Below are 14,628 nucleotides of genomic sequence, written 5' to 3'. Positions count from 1 at the left end.
GCGCAGCTTCCCGGCCGCCGCACGGGCCACTCCGCGCCATGCGCGGGGGCGTGCGGAACGGCTGGGAAACCGCGCCTTCGTCGAGCTACCGGGCCAGGGCCCGTACCGGCGTCAGCTCTGCTGCGCCTGCGGCTGGTTCTTGGAGCGCTTCGGTGCGGAGCCCATGCCCGCGAGGTGCATCAGACCGCCCACGGCCGCGCCCGCCAGGATGAGGACGATGCCGACCCAGAAGCCGGGCACGTTGGCCAGCAGGGTGAAGACGCCCGCGACACAGAAGCCGATGAACGAAATGATGACGCCGGTCCAGGCAGCCGGGGTGTGTCCGTGACCGTGGCCGTTGCTCGACATGAGTGCTCCTCGTTGCTTTCTCGCGCCGGGGTCGGGGCGCGGCGTTCGCTCGGAATCATTGTCCCTGATGCACGGGGTGGGCCCGCCATCGGGTCGTGCGGACCGGTGAAGGGACGTCCGCTAGGCGGTGGGGTCCTCGCCCCGGTCCAGCGACTTCCAGATCTCCTCCGGGCGGTCCAGGTCCGGCTGCTTCGCGGCGCGGCGCGGGCCGCGGGGGCCGCTGCCCGCGCGCTCGTAGCGCCCGGACATCGCGGGCCAGCGCCGCCCGTACACCAGCGCCAGCAGCCCGGCGATCAGCAGCAGCGCGCCGCCGCCCGCTGCCACCCACGGCCAGACGGTGTGCGCGACGTGCTGCACGCCGGCGCCGCTCATGCCGGTGGCGGTGGCGGCCTTGGCCTTCAGCGCGGAGGTATCGGCGTTGCCGAGGACGGCGCCGAGGACGATGCCGGCGCCGCTCAGCGCCAGCAGCGCGGAGACCGCGAGGCGGCCGGCGCCGCGCACGGCGAAGACGGCGACCAGCGCGGCGAGCCCGACCACGGCGAGCGCGCCCGGCACGCCGGTGACGTCCTGGCCCGTCGCCTTCTGCGGCAGCTCGCCCTGGGCGACCACGGCGGTGGCGGTGGCCCAGGTACGGCCGGAGGCGAGCAGGGCCAGTGCGGCGCCGAGCGCTCCCAGGAGGAGCGCTAGGGCGAGGGGTTTGCGCGCGGTGCCGCCTGCGGCGGCGGGGGCGTCGGTGCGGGGCGGGGGTACGGCACTCACACGTACCACTATCGCGTACGTCCCCGACGGCGCGCGGTACGGGTCAGTGACTCAGGTGGTTCGCCGTGTGCACGGCCCGCAGTACCGCCGCTGCCTTGTTGCGGCATTCGGCGTCCTCGGCGTCGGGGTCGGAGTCGGCGACGATGCCCGCGCCGGCCTGGACGTACGCCGTGCCGTCGCGCAGCAGCGCGGTGCGGATGGCGATCGCGGTGTCGGAGTCGCCGGCGAAGTCCAGGTAGCCCACGCAGCCCCCGTAGACGCCGCGCCGGCTGGGCTCCAGCTCCTCGATGATCTGCAGGGCGCGCGGCTTCGGGGCGCCGGAGAGCGTGCCGGCGGGGAAGCAGGCGGTCAGTACGTCGAAGGCGGTGCGGCCCTCGGCGACCTTGCCGGTGACCGTGGACACGATGTGCATGACGTGGCTGTAGCGCTCGATGGACATGAAGTCCACGACCTCGACGCTGCCCGGCTCGCAGACCCGGCCCAGGTCGTTGCGGCCCAGGTCGACGAGCATCAGGTGCTCGGCGCGCTCCTTGGGGTCGGAGATCAGCTCGTCGGCGAGGGCCTGGTCCAGCTGCGGGGTGCCGCCGCGCGGCCGGGTGCCGGCGATCGGGTGCACCATGGCCTGCCCGTCCTCGACCTTGACCAGCGCCTCCGGGCTGGAGCCGACCACGTCGACGCCGCCCTCGAAGCGGAAGAGGTACATGTACGGGCTGGGGTTCGTGGCCCGCAGCACCCGGTAGACGTCCAGCGCGGAGGCCGTGCAGGGGGTCTCGAAGCGCTGGGAGGGGACGACCTGGAACGCCTCGCCGGCCCGGATGCGCTCCTTGATGTCCTCGACCGCGGCCTTGAAGGAGTCGCCGCCCCACTTGGCGGTGTACTCGGGCAGCTCGGAGGCCGGGAGCGCGGCGGCGTTGGAGGGGGCCGGGCGGCTCAGGTCGTACGCCATGGTGTCCAGCCGGGCCACCGCGTCCGCGTACGCCTCGTCGACCCCGGTGTCCAGGTCGTTGTGGTTGATCGCGTTGGCGATCAGCAGGACCGTGCCGTTCCAGTGGTCCAGTACGGCCAGGTCCGAGGTGAGCAGCATGGTCAGCTCGGGGAGCCCCAGCTCGTCCTCGGTGGAGTCGCCGATCTTCTCCAGGCGGCGGACGATGTCGTAGCCGAGGTAGCCGACCATGCCGCCGGTGAAGGGCGGCAGGCCCTGGCCCTCGATGAGGTCGCGCGGGGTGTGCAGCGTCTCGATGGTCTCGCGCAGCGCGGCGAGCGGGTCGCCGCCGGTGGGCACGCCGACCGGCGGGGTGCCGAGCCAGTGGGCCTGCCCGTCGCGCACGGTGAGGGTCGCGGCGCTGCGGACGCCGATGAAGGAGTACCGGGACCAGCTGCGGCCGTTCTCGGCGGACTCCAGGAGGAAGGTGCCGGGGCGCTCCGCCGCGAGCTTGCGGTACAGGCCCACCGGGGTGTCGCCGTCGGCGAGGAGCCGCCGGGTGACCGGGATGACCCGGCGGTCCTTCGCGAGGGTGCGGAAGTTGTCGAGGTCCGGAGTCGCGGTGCCGGTGGTTCCCGTGGTCATGCCAGCGGATCCTAGTAGCGATCAGTGACGTGGGCGGGGCGTGTCCGCGTACTGATCGCCGGCCGGCCGCCCTCCGGACGCCGGCCGGTCACTCCCCGGCGAGCAGCACATCCTCGTCGAAGCAGGTCCGCGCGCCGGTGTGGCAGGCCGCGCCGACCTGGTCGACCTTGACCAGCACGGTGTCCGCGTCGCAGTCCAGCGCGACGGACTTCACGTGCTGGAAGTGCCCGGAGGTGTCGCCCTTGACCCAGTACTCCTGGCGGCTGCGGCTCCAGTACGTGCAGCGCCCGGTGGTCAGCGTGCGGTGCAGCGCCTCGTCGTCCATCCACCCGAGCATCAGCACCTCGCCCGTGTCGTACTGCTGCGCGATGGCCGGGACCAGGCCGTCGGGGGTGCGCTTGAGCCGGGCGGCGATGGCCGGATCCAGCGAGGTGCCGGCGGGGGACGGGGTGGCGGGGCTGCTGCTCATGCCCTCCATTGTGCCGTGCGGCATCATGCGGACATGAACGACCAGTACCCGCCCCCGGACGACGACCGGGTGGCCAAGGTGGCCACGATCGTGGTGTGCGCGGTCTTCGCGGCGGCCGTCCTGGTGATGACGGTGATCCTCGTGCACGGGTGAACGCGGGGTGCGGAAGGGACCGCGCGGCGTCATGGCACGGGCGGCGGGGCGGCCGTAGGGTGAGGCCATGTCGACCCATGCCAAGCGTGAACGACTTCTTCTCGCCGACCTGTTGGAGAGCGCGGGGCCCGACGCGCCGACGCTGTGCGAGGGCTGGACCGCCCGTGACCTGGCCGCCCATGTGGTGGTGCGCGAGCGGCGCGCGGACGCGGCCGGCGGCCTGGTGATCAAGCCGCTGGCGTCCCGGCTGGAGCGGGTGCAGTCCGAGTTCGCCGCCAAGCCGTACGAAGAGCTGATCCGGCTGATCAGGACCGGGCCGCCGCGGCTGTCGCCGTACTCCCTCAAGCAGATCGACGAGGCGGCGAACACGGTGGAGTTCTTCGTGCACACGGAGGACGTGCGGCGCGCCGCGCCGGACTGGACGCCGCGCGAGGTGGGCGCCGTCCTCGCCGACGCCCTGTGGTCCCGCATCGAGCGGATGGCCCGGGTGCTGGGGCGGAAGGCCCCGGTGGGCGTGGTGGTGCGGCGCCCGGACGGGCAGACCGCGGTGGCGCACCGCGGCACGCCGGTGGTCACGGTCACCGGCGAGCCGGGCGAGCTGACGCTGTTCCTGTTCGGGCGGCAGAACGCCGCCAAGGTCGAGCTGGACGGCGACAAGGAGGCCGTGGCACGGCTGCAGGAGGCCAAGCTGGGGCTGTAGCCCCGGCCGGATTTCGGACCGGGGCGGTCAGGCCGGGCGGGCGTCCGGCCCGGCCGCCCCGGTCTCGTACAGGCCCGTCTCCTCCAGCGCGCGCAGCCGCCGGTAGTCCGTCTCGATCTGCCGCGGGTCGCGGTGGACGAGGTAGCAGACGCCGGGCGAGGTGAGCGAGTCGACGGTGGGCGCGAGGCGGTCACCGACCGCGACGGAGAGATGGTGCCCCGCGTACGAGGGCAGCGCGCGGATCTCGTCGAAGCGGGCCAGGGAGACCAGCCGGCCACCGCGCGGGGAGATCAGGGAGACGTAGCGCAGCGGGGTGCGCGGCCGGGCCGGGCGGTCCGTGAGCGCCATGAAGGCGGCCGGGTCGGCGCAGGCCAGCGCGGTCAGCGCGACGTGGTCGGTGCCGAAGCAGCGGCTGACCACGTCGGGCAGGATGCTGCCGGCGAGCCGGGCGCCGGTCTCGATCAGTACCGGTCCCTCGTCGGTGAGCATGATCTCGGAGTGCGCCGGTCCGTTGCGGATGCCGAGGGCGTCCAGGACGCCGAGGAGGTACGGGCGAAGCGCGGCGGTGGCCGGGTCGCGCGCGGACACCGGCTCCTCGTAGTCGTAGACCGGGGCGCCGCCGCGGCCCGGTCGCTTGTGGTAGCGCCAGATCTCGGCGATGTGGTGGCGGCCCGCCACGCTGACGGTGTTGGCGAAGTACTCGGTGCCGGACAGGTGTTCCTGGACGACGACGGTGCGATTGCGGGCACCGGTGAAGTTCACCGAGCGCAGGATGTGGTCGAATGCGGTGCACAGCTCCACCGGACCGGCGCAGAAGAAGACGTTGTCGGTGCCGGCGCTGTCGGCGGGCTTGACCACCACGGGCCAGCGGCCGTGCGAGCGGGCCCAGGCCAGGGCGGTGTCGAAGCGGTGGGTGCGCAGCGTGTCGGGCGCGCGCAGCCCGTGTGCCCGCACGGCCCCGGCCATCTCGTACTTGTCGCGGCGCACGCGGCGGGCGTCGATGACGTTGCCGGGCAGGCCGAGCCGGGCGGAGAGGGCGTCGGCGAGGTCCACGCCGGTCTCGTTGCCGGGCAGGACACGCGCTGCCGCATACGGGCGTACTGCGGTGACCAGGGCGTCCAGGTCGCCCCGGTACAGGAACCGGTCGGCGACCGCCTCGTGCGGGAAGGGGGTGCGCAGCAGGCGGTCCGCGATGCCGGGCGCGCTGTCGATGTGGACCGTGGTGACGCCGTGCGCGGCCAGCGCGGCGGGCAGGAACCGGCCGCTGGAGTAGGCGTCAACTACCAGGCAGTGCATGGATCTTCTTGCCTTCCTGGGCCGCGGCGGCCGGGGGCGCGCCCCGGCGGGCGAGCAGCCCGAGCCCGATGAGGACGGTGATGACGGCAATGCCGACGGCGGAGGGCACCGAGAACGTCAGCCGCGCGTCGGCGAGTTGGAGGAGGAGGGTCAGGGCGGGCGCGAGGGCGCAGACCATGGCGGCGGTCACCGGGGTCACCCGGCGCACGCCGATCTGCACGAGGACGGCCGGTATGCCGACGCCGATGACGGCGACCACCGCGCCGGGCAGCAGCGCCGCGCCCAGCCGGGCGGTGTCCCCGGTGCCGGCGAGCAGCCAGCCGGCCGCGGTGACCAGGCCGAAGCGCAGGCCCATGACGGTGGGGACGTCGACCCCGGCGGCGCCCAGGCGGGCGGAGAAGACGACATTGGCCGCCCCGCCCGCGCCGGAGGCGACCGCGGCGCACACGCCGAGCGCCATGATCCCGGCGGCCCGGTCGCCGACGCCGCTGCGGCCGTCCAGGGAGGCCCAGACCAGCCCGGCGAGGGCGAGCACGATGCCGAGAGCGGCGAGGAGTTCGCCGGGCAGCACGCGGTCCCCGCGCCACCACAGGTACTGGAGCAGCACGGTGCAGGCGGGGCCGATGGCGATCGAGACGACGTTGGCGACGGCCGGCTCCATGAGCTTGAGCGCGTAGAGCAGGGACAGCCAGGTCACCGCGGTGGTGACGTTGAGGACGAGCAGGTCGGCGGCGTGCGCCCGGGCCACGGCGAGGAGCCGGGCCGGGCGCACCCGCAGCAGCGTCAGGCCGCAGAAGAAGGCGCCGGTGAGGGTGAAGGCGACCGCGGCGACGCTGCCGGGGTCGAGGTGCTGGAGCCGCTGCGCGGCGAACACGTCCACCAGCGCGGAGAACAGGGCGAAGACGAACAGTGCGGCCACGGCGCTCCCTAGCGCGCGTCCGGCGGGCCGCCGGCGCGCCGCGGGCGGGGCCCGAAGAGCGCCCGGCCCACCCGGACCAGCGTCGCGCCCTCCGCCACCGCGGCCTCGAAGTCGGCGCTCATGCCCATGCTGAGCTGGGTCAGGCCGTGCGCGGCGGCGAGCGAGCGGAGCAGCCGGAAGTGCGGGCGCGGGTCGCGGCCGTACGGCGGCAGGCACATCAGGCCGACGACGGGCAGCCCGCACACGTCCCGGCACTCCTTGAGGAGGGCGTCGGCGGCCTCCAGCGGTACGCCGCTCTTGTGCGGCTCGTCGGCGGTGTTGACCTGGACGAAGCAGTCGGGCCTGCGCCCGGTGCGGGCCATGGCGGCGGCGAGGGCCGCGGCCAGCCGCGGGCGGTCCACGCTGTGCAGGACGTCGAAGCCGGTGACGGCCGCCGCGGCCTTCTTGGTCTGCAGCGGGCCGACGAGGTGCAGCCGGGCGTCCGGGTGGCGGGTGCGCAGCGGCGGCCACTTGGCGCGGGCCTCCTGGACCCGGCTCTCCGCGAAGTCGCGCTGCCCCGCGTCGAGCGCTGCGGCGACGAGGTCGCGCGGGTGGTACTTGCTGACCGCGACGAGCTTCACGGAGCCGGGCTCGCGGCCGGCGCGCCGGCAGGCCTCGTCGAGGCGGCGGGTGAGCACGGCGAGGCGCGCGGCGGGGTCCGGGGCAGGTCCCGCGTCGGGTCGGTGGCTGTCCGGGAGGCCGCTGTCGGGCGCGGTGCGGTCGGGTGCGGTGCGGTCGTCGGTCATGGCGTTCACTCCGCCCCTTCGGCCGCGTACGGCGCGTCGTCCTCGGCCCCGTGCGGCGCGTCGTCGGTGGCGTACCGCGCGTACCGGCCGTCCCAGACGCTGAAGTACTTCCAGGCGGAGTCGAACAGCACGGTGATCACGACGGCGTCCGGGGGCAGCGTGCGGGCGAGCCGCCGCGCGGCGAAGACGTTGCCGCCCGCCGTGGGCCCGACGCACAGGCCCTCCTGCTCGATCAGCTGCTTCATGGCCGTCCAGCCGTCGTCCCCGCTGATCAGCTCGACCTCGTCGACGAGTTCCTCGCGCAGATTGGCGGGGACCTTGCCGGGGCCGAGGCCCATCAGGTTGTGCGTGTGGTGGGTGAAGGGCAGGCCGTGCCGCTTGGCGTACAGGGCGGCCGAGCGGTCGACCTCGACGGCGGTGCTGCGCAGCCCCGGGTGGGCGGCCTTGAGGACGTCCGCGATGCCGGTGAAGGTGCCGCCGGTGCCGATGGAGCAGACGAACCGGTCGGGGACCAGGCCCAGCGCGTCGAGCGCGGTGACGATCTCGGTGCCGCAGGAGCGCCAGGCGCGCCAGTTCAGCTCGTTGGCGGACTGGTCCAGGTAGTGGCTGCCGGGGTGCGCGGCGACGTACCGGCGGGCGGTCTCCTCGCCTTCGAGGAGGAAGCCGTCCGGGTCGGTCTCGATGACGGTGCCGCCGAAGGAGGCGATCTGCCTGCGGCGCTCCTCGGTCATCCCGGCGGGCATGACGATGACGACGCGGTAGCCGCGGTCCCGGCCGACCCGGGAGAGCGCGGCGCCGCCGTTTCCGGTGGAGCATTCGACCAGGGTCATTCCCGGGGCGATCGTGCCGGCCCGTTCCAGCTCGTCGAGCATGAACGTGAAGACCCGGTCCTTGTGACTTCCGGTGGGATTGCGGAACTCGCACTTGGCGAATATCCGCGCGGCCCCCGGCTCGGCAGTGCTGCGTAGTTCGTACAATTCCGTGTGCCCGATTTCGGCACCGTGCACAGATGCACTCACGTGCGGTTCCCCCGAACCCGTACTGGACAGCTCGATGAAATACGTGAAGAAGAAAAGCCCGGACCCCGCCAGGACGTGACGGTCATCAGGACGTGACCGTCGTCAGGACATGACGACGACGCGCCCGGTCCGTTCGTCGACGGCGATCCGGATGACGGACTTGACCGTGATGCCGAAGCGCGCGGCGACCTTTTCCCGGCCGCCGTTCTCGGGCTTCTCCACGGCCACGACGACCTCGCCGACCCGGGCGCCGGCCGCCTGCACGGCCTCGATCAGGGCGATCAGGGTGCCGCCGGTGCTGATCGTGTCGTCCACGATCGTCAGCCGGTCGCCCGGCTCGATGCCGTTGACGTAGAGCGTCCCCTGGAAGTACTCGCTGTCGATGGGCACCGGGACGGACCGGTCGCCGAGGTCGTAGGTGTACCAGCGGGCGACCGCGAGCGGCAGCCCCGCGGCGAGCGAGAGCGCCCCGCCGAGAAAGGCGCCCTTGTCCTCCTCGACAAGAATCTTGTCGGCGTCGAAGTCGCCGAGCGCGAGCATCCGCCCCGCGGCTTCCGCGAGGACTTCCGGGCGCAGCGCGGGCGATTGGTCCGTGAATTCGTTCACGGTGGTCAGATGGCGCCCCGACTTTACGGTGGGCGCGCCCGCGTAGACCTCTTCGAGCAGCATGCGATGTTCTCCCCCGTTGATTCCCCCGATTGCCGGCCGCGTGCTGCCGGACGGCAAGTGAGGCATTGGTACCGCGGCGCCCGGCCGGCGGGCAATGGCGTGCCCGCATTGTGCGTGGAAACCGCCGGTCGCGCGCCGCGCGGATATTCCGCACGCGCCGCGCGGCCTCCCGTCACCAGGCAGGGCCGCCCCTTCGGCCGTACGGCAATATCACGTCGTACTGGCCAAAAACCGCTCCCGTACTGGTGGGCACGCCGGGGCGGGTTCAGCCGTCCGCCGTCCCGGGTGCCAGGTGGCGTACGAGAATGCGCTGCAGCTCGCGGGCCGCGCGGGGCGGCGAGACGTCGGCGCGGTGCGCGACGGAGATGTTGCGGTGCAGGCCCGGCGCGGCGAACGGGGTGGAGCGCAGCCCGGCCCGCTCGGCGACCATGCTGGGCACGACGGCGCTGCCGAGCCCCGCCCGCACGAAGCCGAGCACCGCGTCCATCTCGCCGCCCTCGACGGTGAAGACCGGCTCGAAGCCGGCCGCGCGGCACGCGGCCACCGTGAATTCCCGCAGGTCGTAGCCGCGCCGGAACATCACCAGCGGATGGTCGCGCAGATCGTCGACGCGGAGGTACTTGCGGCGCACGGGCGGCGGCGCGTCCGGCGCGGAGACCACGACCAGCTCCTCGCGCAGCAGCTCGGCGGTGGTCAGTGCGGGGGCCTGCACGGGCAGCGGGGTGATGACGAGGGCGAGGTCCAGCTCGCCGGCGGCCAGTACCCGCACCAGGTCCTGCGAGCCGCTCTCGTGCACCTGGAGGTCGACGCCCGGGTAGCGGTCGTGGAAGGCGCGGAGCACGTCGGGGACGACGGAGGCGCACAGGCTGGGCGGGGCGCCGAGCCGCAGCCGGCCGCGGCGCAGCCCGGCGACCTCCTGGACCTCGCGGCGGGCGGTGTCGGCGTCGGCGAGGATGCGGCGCGCGAACGGCAGCAGCGTCTCGCCCGCGTCGGTGAGCGTGATGTGGCCGCGCGCCCGGTGGAACAGCTCGGCGCCCAACTCCCGCTCCAGGGACCGGATCTGCTGGGAGAGCGAGGGCTGTGCGACGTGTTCCTGCTCGGCCGCGCGGGTGAAGTGCCGGGTGTCGGCGACGGCCGCGAAATAGCGGAGCTGCTGCAGCTGCATGCGGCCAGGATAGTGGCTCGATAGGCAGCAGCTATGGAGATGAGCCGCACCATGTCTTGGACTGATGGCTTATCGCGTCCCTACCGTCGTGCCCATGGCAGTGGACACCCGGACGGACCGACGGCCGTCCTCCTACGCGGGCATCCTGTGGCACTCGACCGTCGGCAAGAAGACGGCGATGGCCGTCAGCGGCATCGTGATGCTGCTGTACTTGGTCGCCCACATGCTGGGCAACCTCAAGATCTTCTTCGGAGCCGCCGAGTTCGACGGTTATGCCCACTGGCTGCGCACCATCGGCGAGCCCTTCCTGCACCACGAGTGGTTCCTGTGGATCGCCCGGGTCGTGCTGCTGGCCGCCGTGGTCGTGCACGCGGTCGCCGCGTACCAGCTCAGCCGCCGCGACATCGCCGCGCGCCCGCAGAAGTACGTGCACAAGAAGAAGCGCGCCAGCTACGCCACCCGCACCATGCGCTGGGGCGGGATCATCCTCGGCCTCTTCATCGTCTGGCACATCCTGGACCTGACGACCCTGACGGTGAACCCCGAGGCCTCCCCCGGCCACCCGTACGCCAACGTCGTCGCCACCTTCTCCACCTGGTACGGCAACGTCATCTACATCGTCGCGATGCTCGCGCTCGGCCTGCACATCCGGCACGGCTTCTGGAGCGCGGCCCAGACCCTCGGCGCCAACCGGCCAGGGCGCGACCGGGTCCTCAAGGCCGTGGCGAACGTCCTCGCGCTCGTCCTGACCGTCGGTTTCGTCGCCGTCCCCGTATCCGTGATGACCGGAGCAGTGAGCTGACGTGAGCACCTACACCGAGTACCGGACCGGCGAGCCCGTCGCCGACACCAAGGCCCCGGACGGCCCGATCAACGAGCGCTGGGACCGCCGCCGCTTCGAAGCGAAGCTGGTCAACCCCGCCAACCGGCGCAAGCACACCGTCATCGTCGTCGGCACCGGGCTGGCCGGCGGCGCGGCCGGCGCCACCCTGGCCGAACAGGGCTACCACGTCGTGCAGTTCTGCTACCAGGACTCGCCGCGCCGGGCCCACTCCATCGCCGCGCAGGGCGGCATCAACGCGGCGAAGAACTACCGCAACGACGGCGACTCCGTCCACCGCCTCTTCTACGACACGGTCAAGGGCGGCGACTTCCGGGCGCGCGAGTCCAACGTGCACCGGCTCGCCCAGATCTCGGTCGAGATCATCGACCAGTGCGTGGCCCAGGGCGTGCCCTTCGCCCGCGAGTACGGCGGCCTGCTCGACACCCGCTCCTTCGGCGGCGTCCAGGTCTCCCGTACGTTCTACGCCCGCGGCCAGACGGGCCAGCAGCTGCTGCTCGGCGCATACCAGGCGCTGAGCAGGCAGATCGCGGCCGGCACGGTCGAGATGCACCCGCGTACCGAGATGCTCGACCTGATCGTCGTCGACGGCCGGGCCCGCGGCATCGTGGCCCGCGACCTGCTCACCGGCCGCATCGACACCTACTTCGCGGACGCGGTGGTGCTGGCGAGCGGCGGCTACGGCAACGTCTTCTACCTCTCCACCAACGCCAAGAACTCCAACGCCACCGCGATCTGGCGGGCGCACCGGCGCGGCGCGTACTTCGCCAACCCCTGCTTCACCCAGATCCACCCCACGTGCATCCCGCGCTCCGGCGACCACCAGTCCAAGCTGACGCTGATGAGCGAGTCGCTGCGCAACGACGGCCGCATCTGGGTGCCCAAGGCCAAGGGCGACACCCGCCCGCCGGCCGAGATCCCCGAGGACGAGCGCGACTACTACCTGGAGCGCATCTACCCCGCCTTCGGCAACCTCGTCCCCCGCGACATCGCCTCCCGCGCCGCGAAGAACGTCTGCGACGAGGGCCGCGGCGTCGGCCCCGGCGGCCAGGGCGTCTACCTGGACTTCGCGGACGCCATCGCCCGGCTGGGCAGGAAGGCGGTCGAGGAGAAGTACGGCAACCTCTTCGACATGTACGCGCGCATCACGGCGGAGGACCCGTACACCACGCCCATGCGCATCTACCCGGCCATCCACTACACGATGGGCGGCCTCTGGGTCGACTACGACCTGCAGACCACCGTGCCCGGGCTCTTCGCCATCGGCGAGGCCAACTTCTCCGACCACGGCGCGAACCGCCTCGGCGCCTCGGCCCTCATGCAGGGCCTGTCCGACGGCTACTTCGTCCTCCCCGCCACCATCAACGACTACCTCGCCCGGCACCCGCACGAGGAAGTCCCCGCCGACCACCCGGCCGTCACCGAGGCCGTCACCTCCGTCACCGACCGCCTCTACCGCCTCCTCTCCAACAACGGCGACCGCACCCCGGACTCCTTCCACCGGGAGCTGGGCGAGCTGCTGTGGGAGGAGTGCGGCATGGCCCGCACGGAGACCGGCCTGCGCAAGGCACTGGACCGCATCCCGTCCCTCCGAGAGGAGTTCTGGCGCCGCATCAAGGTCCCGGGCTCCGGCCAGGACCTCAACCAGTCGCTGGAGAAGGCCAACCGGATCGCCGACTACTTCGAACTCGCCGAGCTGATGTGCCTGGACGCGCTGCACCGCAGCGAGTCCTGCGGCGGCCACTTCCGCGAGGAGAGCCAGAGCGAGGGCGGCGAGGCCGAACGCCGGGACGAGGAGTTCTCCTACGCGGCGGCCTGGGAGTTCACCGGTACCGGCGAGGCGCCCGTGCTGCACAAGGAGCAGCTCGACTTCGAGTACGTCCACCCCACCCAGCGGAGCTACGCGTGAACCTCACCCTGCGCATCTGGCGCCAGTCCGGCCCCGATTCCGCGGGCCGCATGACCGAGTACGACGTGCGGGACATCTCCCCCGAGATGTCCTTCCTCGAAATGCTCGACACGCTCAACGAAGAGCTGATCCTGCGCGGCGACGAGCCGGTGGCCTTCGACCACGACTGCCGGGAGGGGATCTGCGGCGCGTGCGGCATGGTCATCAACGGCCAGGCGCACGGCCCGGAGCGGACCACCACCTGTCAGCTGCACATGCGGCACTTCGACGACGGCGACACGATCGACATCGAGCCGTGGCGCGCCTCGGCGTTCCCCGTCGTCAAGGACCTGGTCGTGGACCGTACGGCCTTCGACCGGATCATCGGCTCCGGTGGCTACATCACGGCCCCGACGGGCAGCGCGCCCGAGGCGCACGCCACGCCGGTGCCGAAGCCGGCCGCCGACACCGCCTTCGAGCACGCGGAGTGCATCGGCTGCGGCGCGTGCGTCGCGGCCTGCCCCAACGGCTCGGCGATGCTCTTCACCTCCGCCAAGGTCGTCCACCTCAACTCCCTGCCGCAGGGCGCCCCGGAGCGCGAGTCCCGGGTCCTGGACATGGTCGGGCAGATGGACGACGAGGGCTTCGGCGGCTGCACGAACACCGGCGAGTGCGCGACGGCCTGCCCGAAGGGCATCCCGCTGTTCAGCATCACCAAGATGAACCGCGAGTTCGTGCGCGCGGCACGCAAGGCGTGACCGCGTGAGGTGACACAGACCGGCGCCGCGGCGGCAACCGACGCTCCGCAGCCGCGGCGCCCCGAAGCGGTGGCGGGCACGTGCGGCGCCCGCCATCCTCGCGGGGCGGGCCGTGCGGTGGCCCGCCCCGCTCAGACCGCGGCGGTCCCGATGAGACCCTCCCTGGTGACGAGCCGGGCGAGCGCCTCCTCGTCCAGGCCCTCCGTGCCGTCGGGCCGCCGCGGCAGCACCATGTACCGGCTCTCCGCGCTGGAGTCCCAGACGGTGACCGTGACGTCCTCGGGCAGTGCGAGCCCGAACTCCGCCAGGACGGACCGCGGATCGCGCACCACCCGCGACCGGTACGCCTCGCTCTTGTACCAGGACGGGGACGGCCCCAGCAGCCCGATCGGGTAGCACGAACACAGCGTGCAGACGAGGACGTTGTGCTCCGTCTCGGTATTCGCCACGACCTTCAGGCGCTGTTCCTGAATGCCGCCGGCCATCGACAGCCCGACCTCCGGCAGCGCCGTGTTGGCGTCCGCCAGCAGCCGTTCCCTGAAGCCCGGGTCCGTCCAGGCGCGGGCCACCACCCGCGCGCCGTTGACCGGCGAAGCGCCGTTCAGCAGCGTGGTCAGGATCGCGTCGAGCTGGTCGTCGCCGACCACCCCGGCCTCGACCAGCCGCTCCTCCAGGCGGCGCACCCGCACCGCCACCGTGCTGCTCGCATGTTCGCCGCTCACGCCCGCTCCTCCGCTGCCTCTGCCTGCTCCAGGTACGACTCCCAGAGGTCCACCGTGACCTCGTGCGTGCCGGCGCCCCACAGCTCCCGGGCCGGGAAGGCGACGGTGTAGACGGTCTCCACGCGCGGCTCGGCGACTCCGGCGGCGCGCTCGTCGGCGAGCGGCCAGCGGCCCTGCGCCTCCACGACCCGCCCGGTGTGCCCGCGCACGTACCGCGGCGCCCGCGTGTGCCCCTCGGGGTCGACGGACCGCACGCGCACCGGCTGGCCCACGGCGAAGTCACTCATCGCCGAGCACCTTCCGCTCGGCGACCAGCGTCTCGATGGCGTGCAGCCACCGCTCGTAGTACGAAGCGGCCAGATACTCGGCGGGCGCCATCCGCTCCACGGCGTCCCGGAACTCGTCCAGCGTGTAGACCCCGCCGCGTACCAGCGCCATGTTCAGCGCGTACACCCGCGCCTCCCAGTCCGCGTGGAAGGCCGGCTCCTCCGCCTCGATCCGCAATGCGCCGAACCCGGTCTGCCCGCCCACGTCGTTGACTCGACTCATGCGCCGAGCCTACGGCGGCGA

At 72.8% G+C, this 14,628-nt stretch carries 17 protein-coding genes; 4 read left to right on the top strand and 13 right to left on the bottom strand.

Features of this window, described 5'->3' with window-relative positions; genetic code table 11:
* Positions 1–111 precede the first annotated feature (111 nt).
* The 4 genes from ACZ4MH_RS21010 to hisI all read right to left on the bottom strand — a co-directional run bounded on the left by ACZ4MH_RS21010 (position 112) and on the right by hisI (position 3,152).
* Entirely contained in the window at positions 112–348 is a 237-nt protein-coding gene (locus tag ACZ4MH_RS21010) for an HGxxPAAW family protein (protein ID WP_351598108.1), read from the bottom strand.
* A gap of 120 nt (positions 349–468) precedes the next feature.
* Complete coding sequence (locus tag ACZ4MH_RS21005; protein ID WP_351598111.1) at positions 469–1,107, bottom strand: TIGR02234 family membrane protein; 639 nt, start codon at positions 1,105–1,107, stop codon at positions 469–471.
* A gap of 43 nt (positions 1,108–1,150) precedes the next feature.
* Positions 1,151–2,674, bottom strand: coding sequence for an anthranilate synthase component I (locus ACZ4MH_RS21000; RefSeq protein WP_351598114.1), 1,524 nt, complete (start codon positions 2,672–2,674; stop codon positions 1,151–1,153).
* Between the two features lie 88 nt (positions 2,675–2,762).
* Positions 2,763–3,152 (bottom strand): phosphoribosyl-AMP cyclohydrolase, encoded by a 390-nt coding sequence (gene hisI, locus ACZ4MH_RS20995; protein ID WP_467754638.1) that lies wholly within the window; start codon positions 3,150–3,152, stop codon positions 2,763–2,765.
* A 211-nt stretch (positions 3,153–3,363) separates the two neighbouring features.
* Here hisI and ACZ4MH_RS20990 point away from each other — a divergent pair, with 211 nt between their 5' ends.
* Complete coding sequence (locus tag ACZ4MH_RS20990) at positions 3,364–3,996, top strand: TIGR03085 family metal-binding protein (RefSeq protein WP_351598120.1); 633 nt, start codon at positions 3,364–3,366, stop codon at positions 3,994–3,996.
* A gap of 27 nt (positions 3,997–4,023) precedes the next feature.
* Here the strand turns inward: ACZ4MH_RS20990 and ACZ4MH_RS20985 are convergent, their stop codons facing one another.
* The 6 genes from ACZ4MH_RS20985 to ACZ4MH_RS20960 all read right to left on the bottom strand — a co-directional run bounded on the left by ACZ4MH_RS20985 (position 4,024) and on the right by ACZ4MH_RS20960 (position 9,849).
* Complete coding sequence (locus ACZ4MH_RS20985; RefSeq protein ID WP_351598123.1) at positions 4,024–5,292, bottom strand: ATP-grasp domain-containing protein; 1,269 nt, start codon at positions 5,290–5,292, stop codon at positions 4,024–4,026.
* Positions 5,273–6,211 carry an EamA family transporter gene (locus ACZ4MH_RS20980; RefSeq protein ID WP_351598126.1) on the bottom strand — a complete coding sequence of 313 codons (939 nt, stop codon included), beginning with the start codon at positions 6,209–6,211 and terminating at the stop codon, positions 5,273–5,275. Before ACZ4MH_RS20980 ends, ACZ4MH_RS20985 begins: the two co-directional genes overlap by 20 nt.
* Positions 6,212–6,219: 8 nt before the next feature.
* Positions 6,220–6,996: a YggS family pyridoxal phosphate-dependent enzyme gene (locus ACZ4MH_RS20975; protein WP_351598128.1), complete on the bottom strand. Its 777-nt coding sequence runs from the start codon at positions 6,994–6,996 to the stop codon at positions 6,220–6,222.
* A 5-nt stretch (positions 6,997–7,001) separates the two neighbouring features.
* The gene (locus ACZ4MH_RS20970) at positions 7,002–8,015 is read right to left on the bottom strand and encodes a cysteine synthase family protein (protein ID WP_351598131.1); all 1,014 of its coding nucleotides are present in this window, start codon (positions 8,013–8,015) and stop codon (positions 7,002–7,004) included.
* 102 nt (positions 8,016–8,117) lie between these two features.
* Positions 8,118–8,684, bottom strand: a complete 567-nt coding sequence (locus tag ACZ4MH_RS20965; protein WP_351598134.1) for a phosphoribosyltransferase family protein — start codon at positions 8,682–8,684, stop codon at positions 8,118–8,120.
* 265 nt (positions 8,685–8,949) lie between these two features.
* Entirely contained in the window at positions 8,950–9,849 is a 900-nt protein-coding gene (locus tag ACZ4MH_RS20960) for a LysR family transcriptional regulator (RefSeq protein WP_351598137.1), read from the bottom strand.
* Between the two features lie 94 nt (positions 9,850–9,943).
* Here ACZ4MH_RS20960 and ACZ4MH_RS20955 point away from each other — a divergent pair, with 94 nt between their 5' ends.
* Genes ACZ4MH_RS20955 through ACZ4MH_RS20945 form a run of 3 tightly spaced genes read left to right on the top strand, consistent with a single transcriptional unit; the run spans position 9,944 to position 13,336 of the window.
* A complete protein-coding gene (locus ACZ4MH_RS20955; RefSeq protein ID WP_351598140.1) occupies positions 9,944–10,651 on the top strand; it encodes a succinate dehydrogenase in 708 nt (235 codons plus the stop codon).
* Position 10,652: 1 nt separating this feature from the next.
* Positions 10,653–12,599, top strand: coding sequence for a fumarate reductase/succinate dehydrogenase flavoprotein subunit (locus ACZ4MH_RS20950; RefSeq protein ID WP_351598143.1), 1,947 nt, complete (start codon positions 10,653–10,655; stop codon positions 12,597–12,599).
* Complete coding sequence (locus tag ACZ4MH_RS20945; RefSeq protein WP_351598146.1) at positions 12,596–13,336, top strand: succinate dehydrogenase/fumarate reductase iron-sulfur subunit; 741 nt, start codon at positions 12,596–12,598, stop codon at positions 13,334–13,336. Before ACZ4MH_RS20950 ends, ACZ4MH_RS20945 begins: the two co-directional genes overlap by 4 nt.
* A gap of 131 nt (positions 13,337–13,467) precedes the next feature.
* On the opposite strand, the gene ACZ4MH_RS20940 is transcribed toward ACZ4MH_RS20945, so the two are convergent.
* Genes ACZ4MH_RS20940 through ACZ4MH_RS20930 form a run of 3 tightly spaced genes read right to left on the bottom strand, consistent with a single transcriptional unit; the run spans position 13,468 to position 14,607 of the window.
* On the bottom strand, positions 13,468–14,058 hold the full coding sequence (locus tag ACZ4MH_RS20940; RefSeq protein WP_351598149.1) for a nitrile hydratase subunit alpha: 591 nt from the start codon (positions 14,056–14,058) through the stop codon (positions 13,468–13,470).
* The gene (locus ACZ4MH_RS20935; protein WP_351598152.1) at positions 14,055–14,345 is read right to left on the bottom strand and encodes an SH3-like domain-containing protein; all 291 of its coding nucleotides are present in this window, start codon (positions 14,343–14,345) and stop codon (positions 14,055–14,057) included. Before ACZ4MH_RS20935 ends, ACZ4MH_RS20940 begins: the two co-directional genes overlap by 4 nt.
* Positions 14,338–14,607 (bottom strand): hypothetical protein, encoded by a 270-nt coding sequence (locus ACZ4MH_RS20930; protein WP_351598155.1) that lies wholly within the window; start codon positions 14,605–14,607, stop codon positions 14,338–14,340. Before ACZ4MH_RS20930 ends, ACZ4MH_RS20935 begins: the two co-directional genes overlap by 8 nt.
* Positions 14,608–14,628 lie beyond the last annotated feature (21 nt).

The organism is Streptomyces sp. NPDC026301 (assembly GCF_055567935.1).
This window is presented reverse-complemented; position numbering and strand designations above follow the sequence as displayed.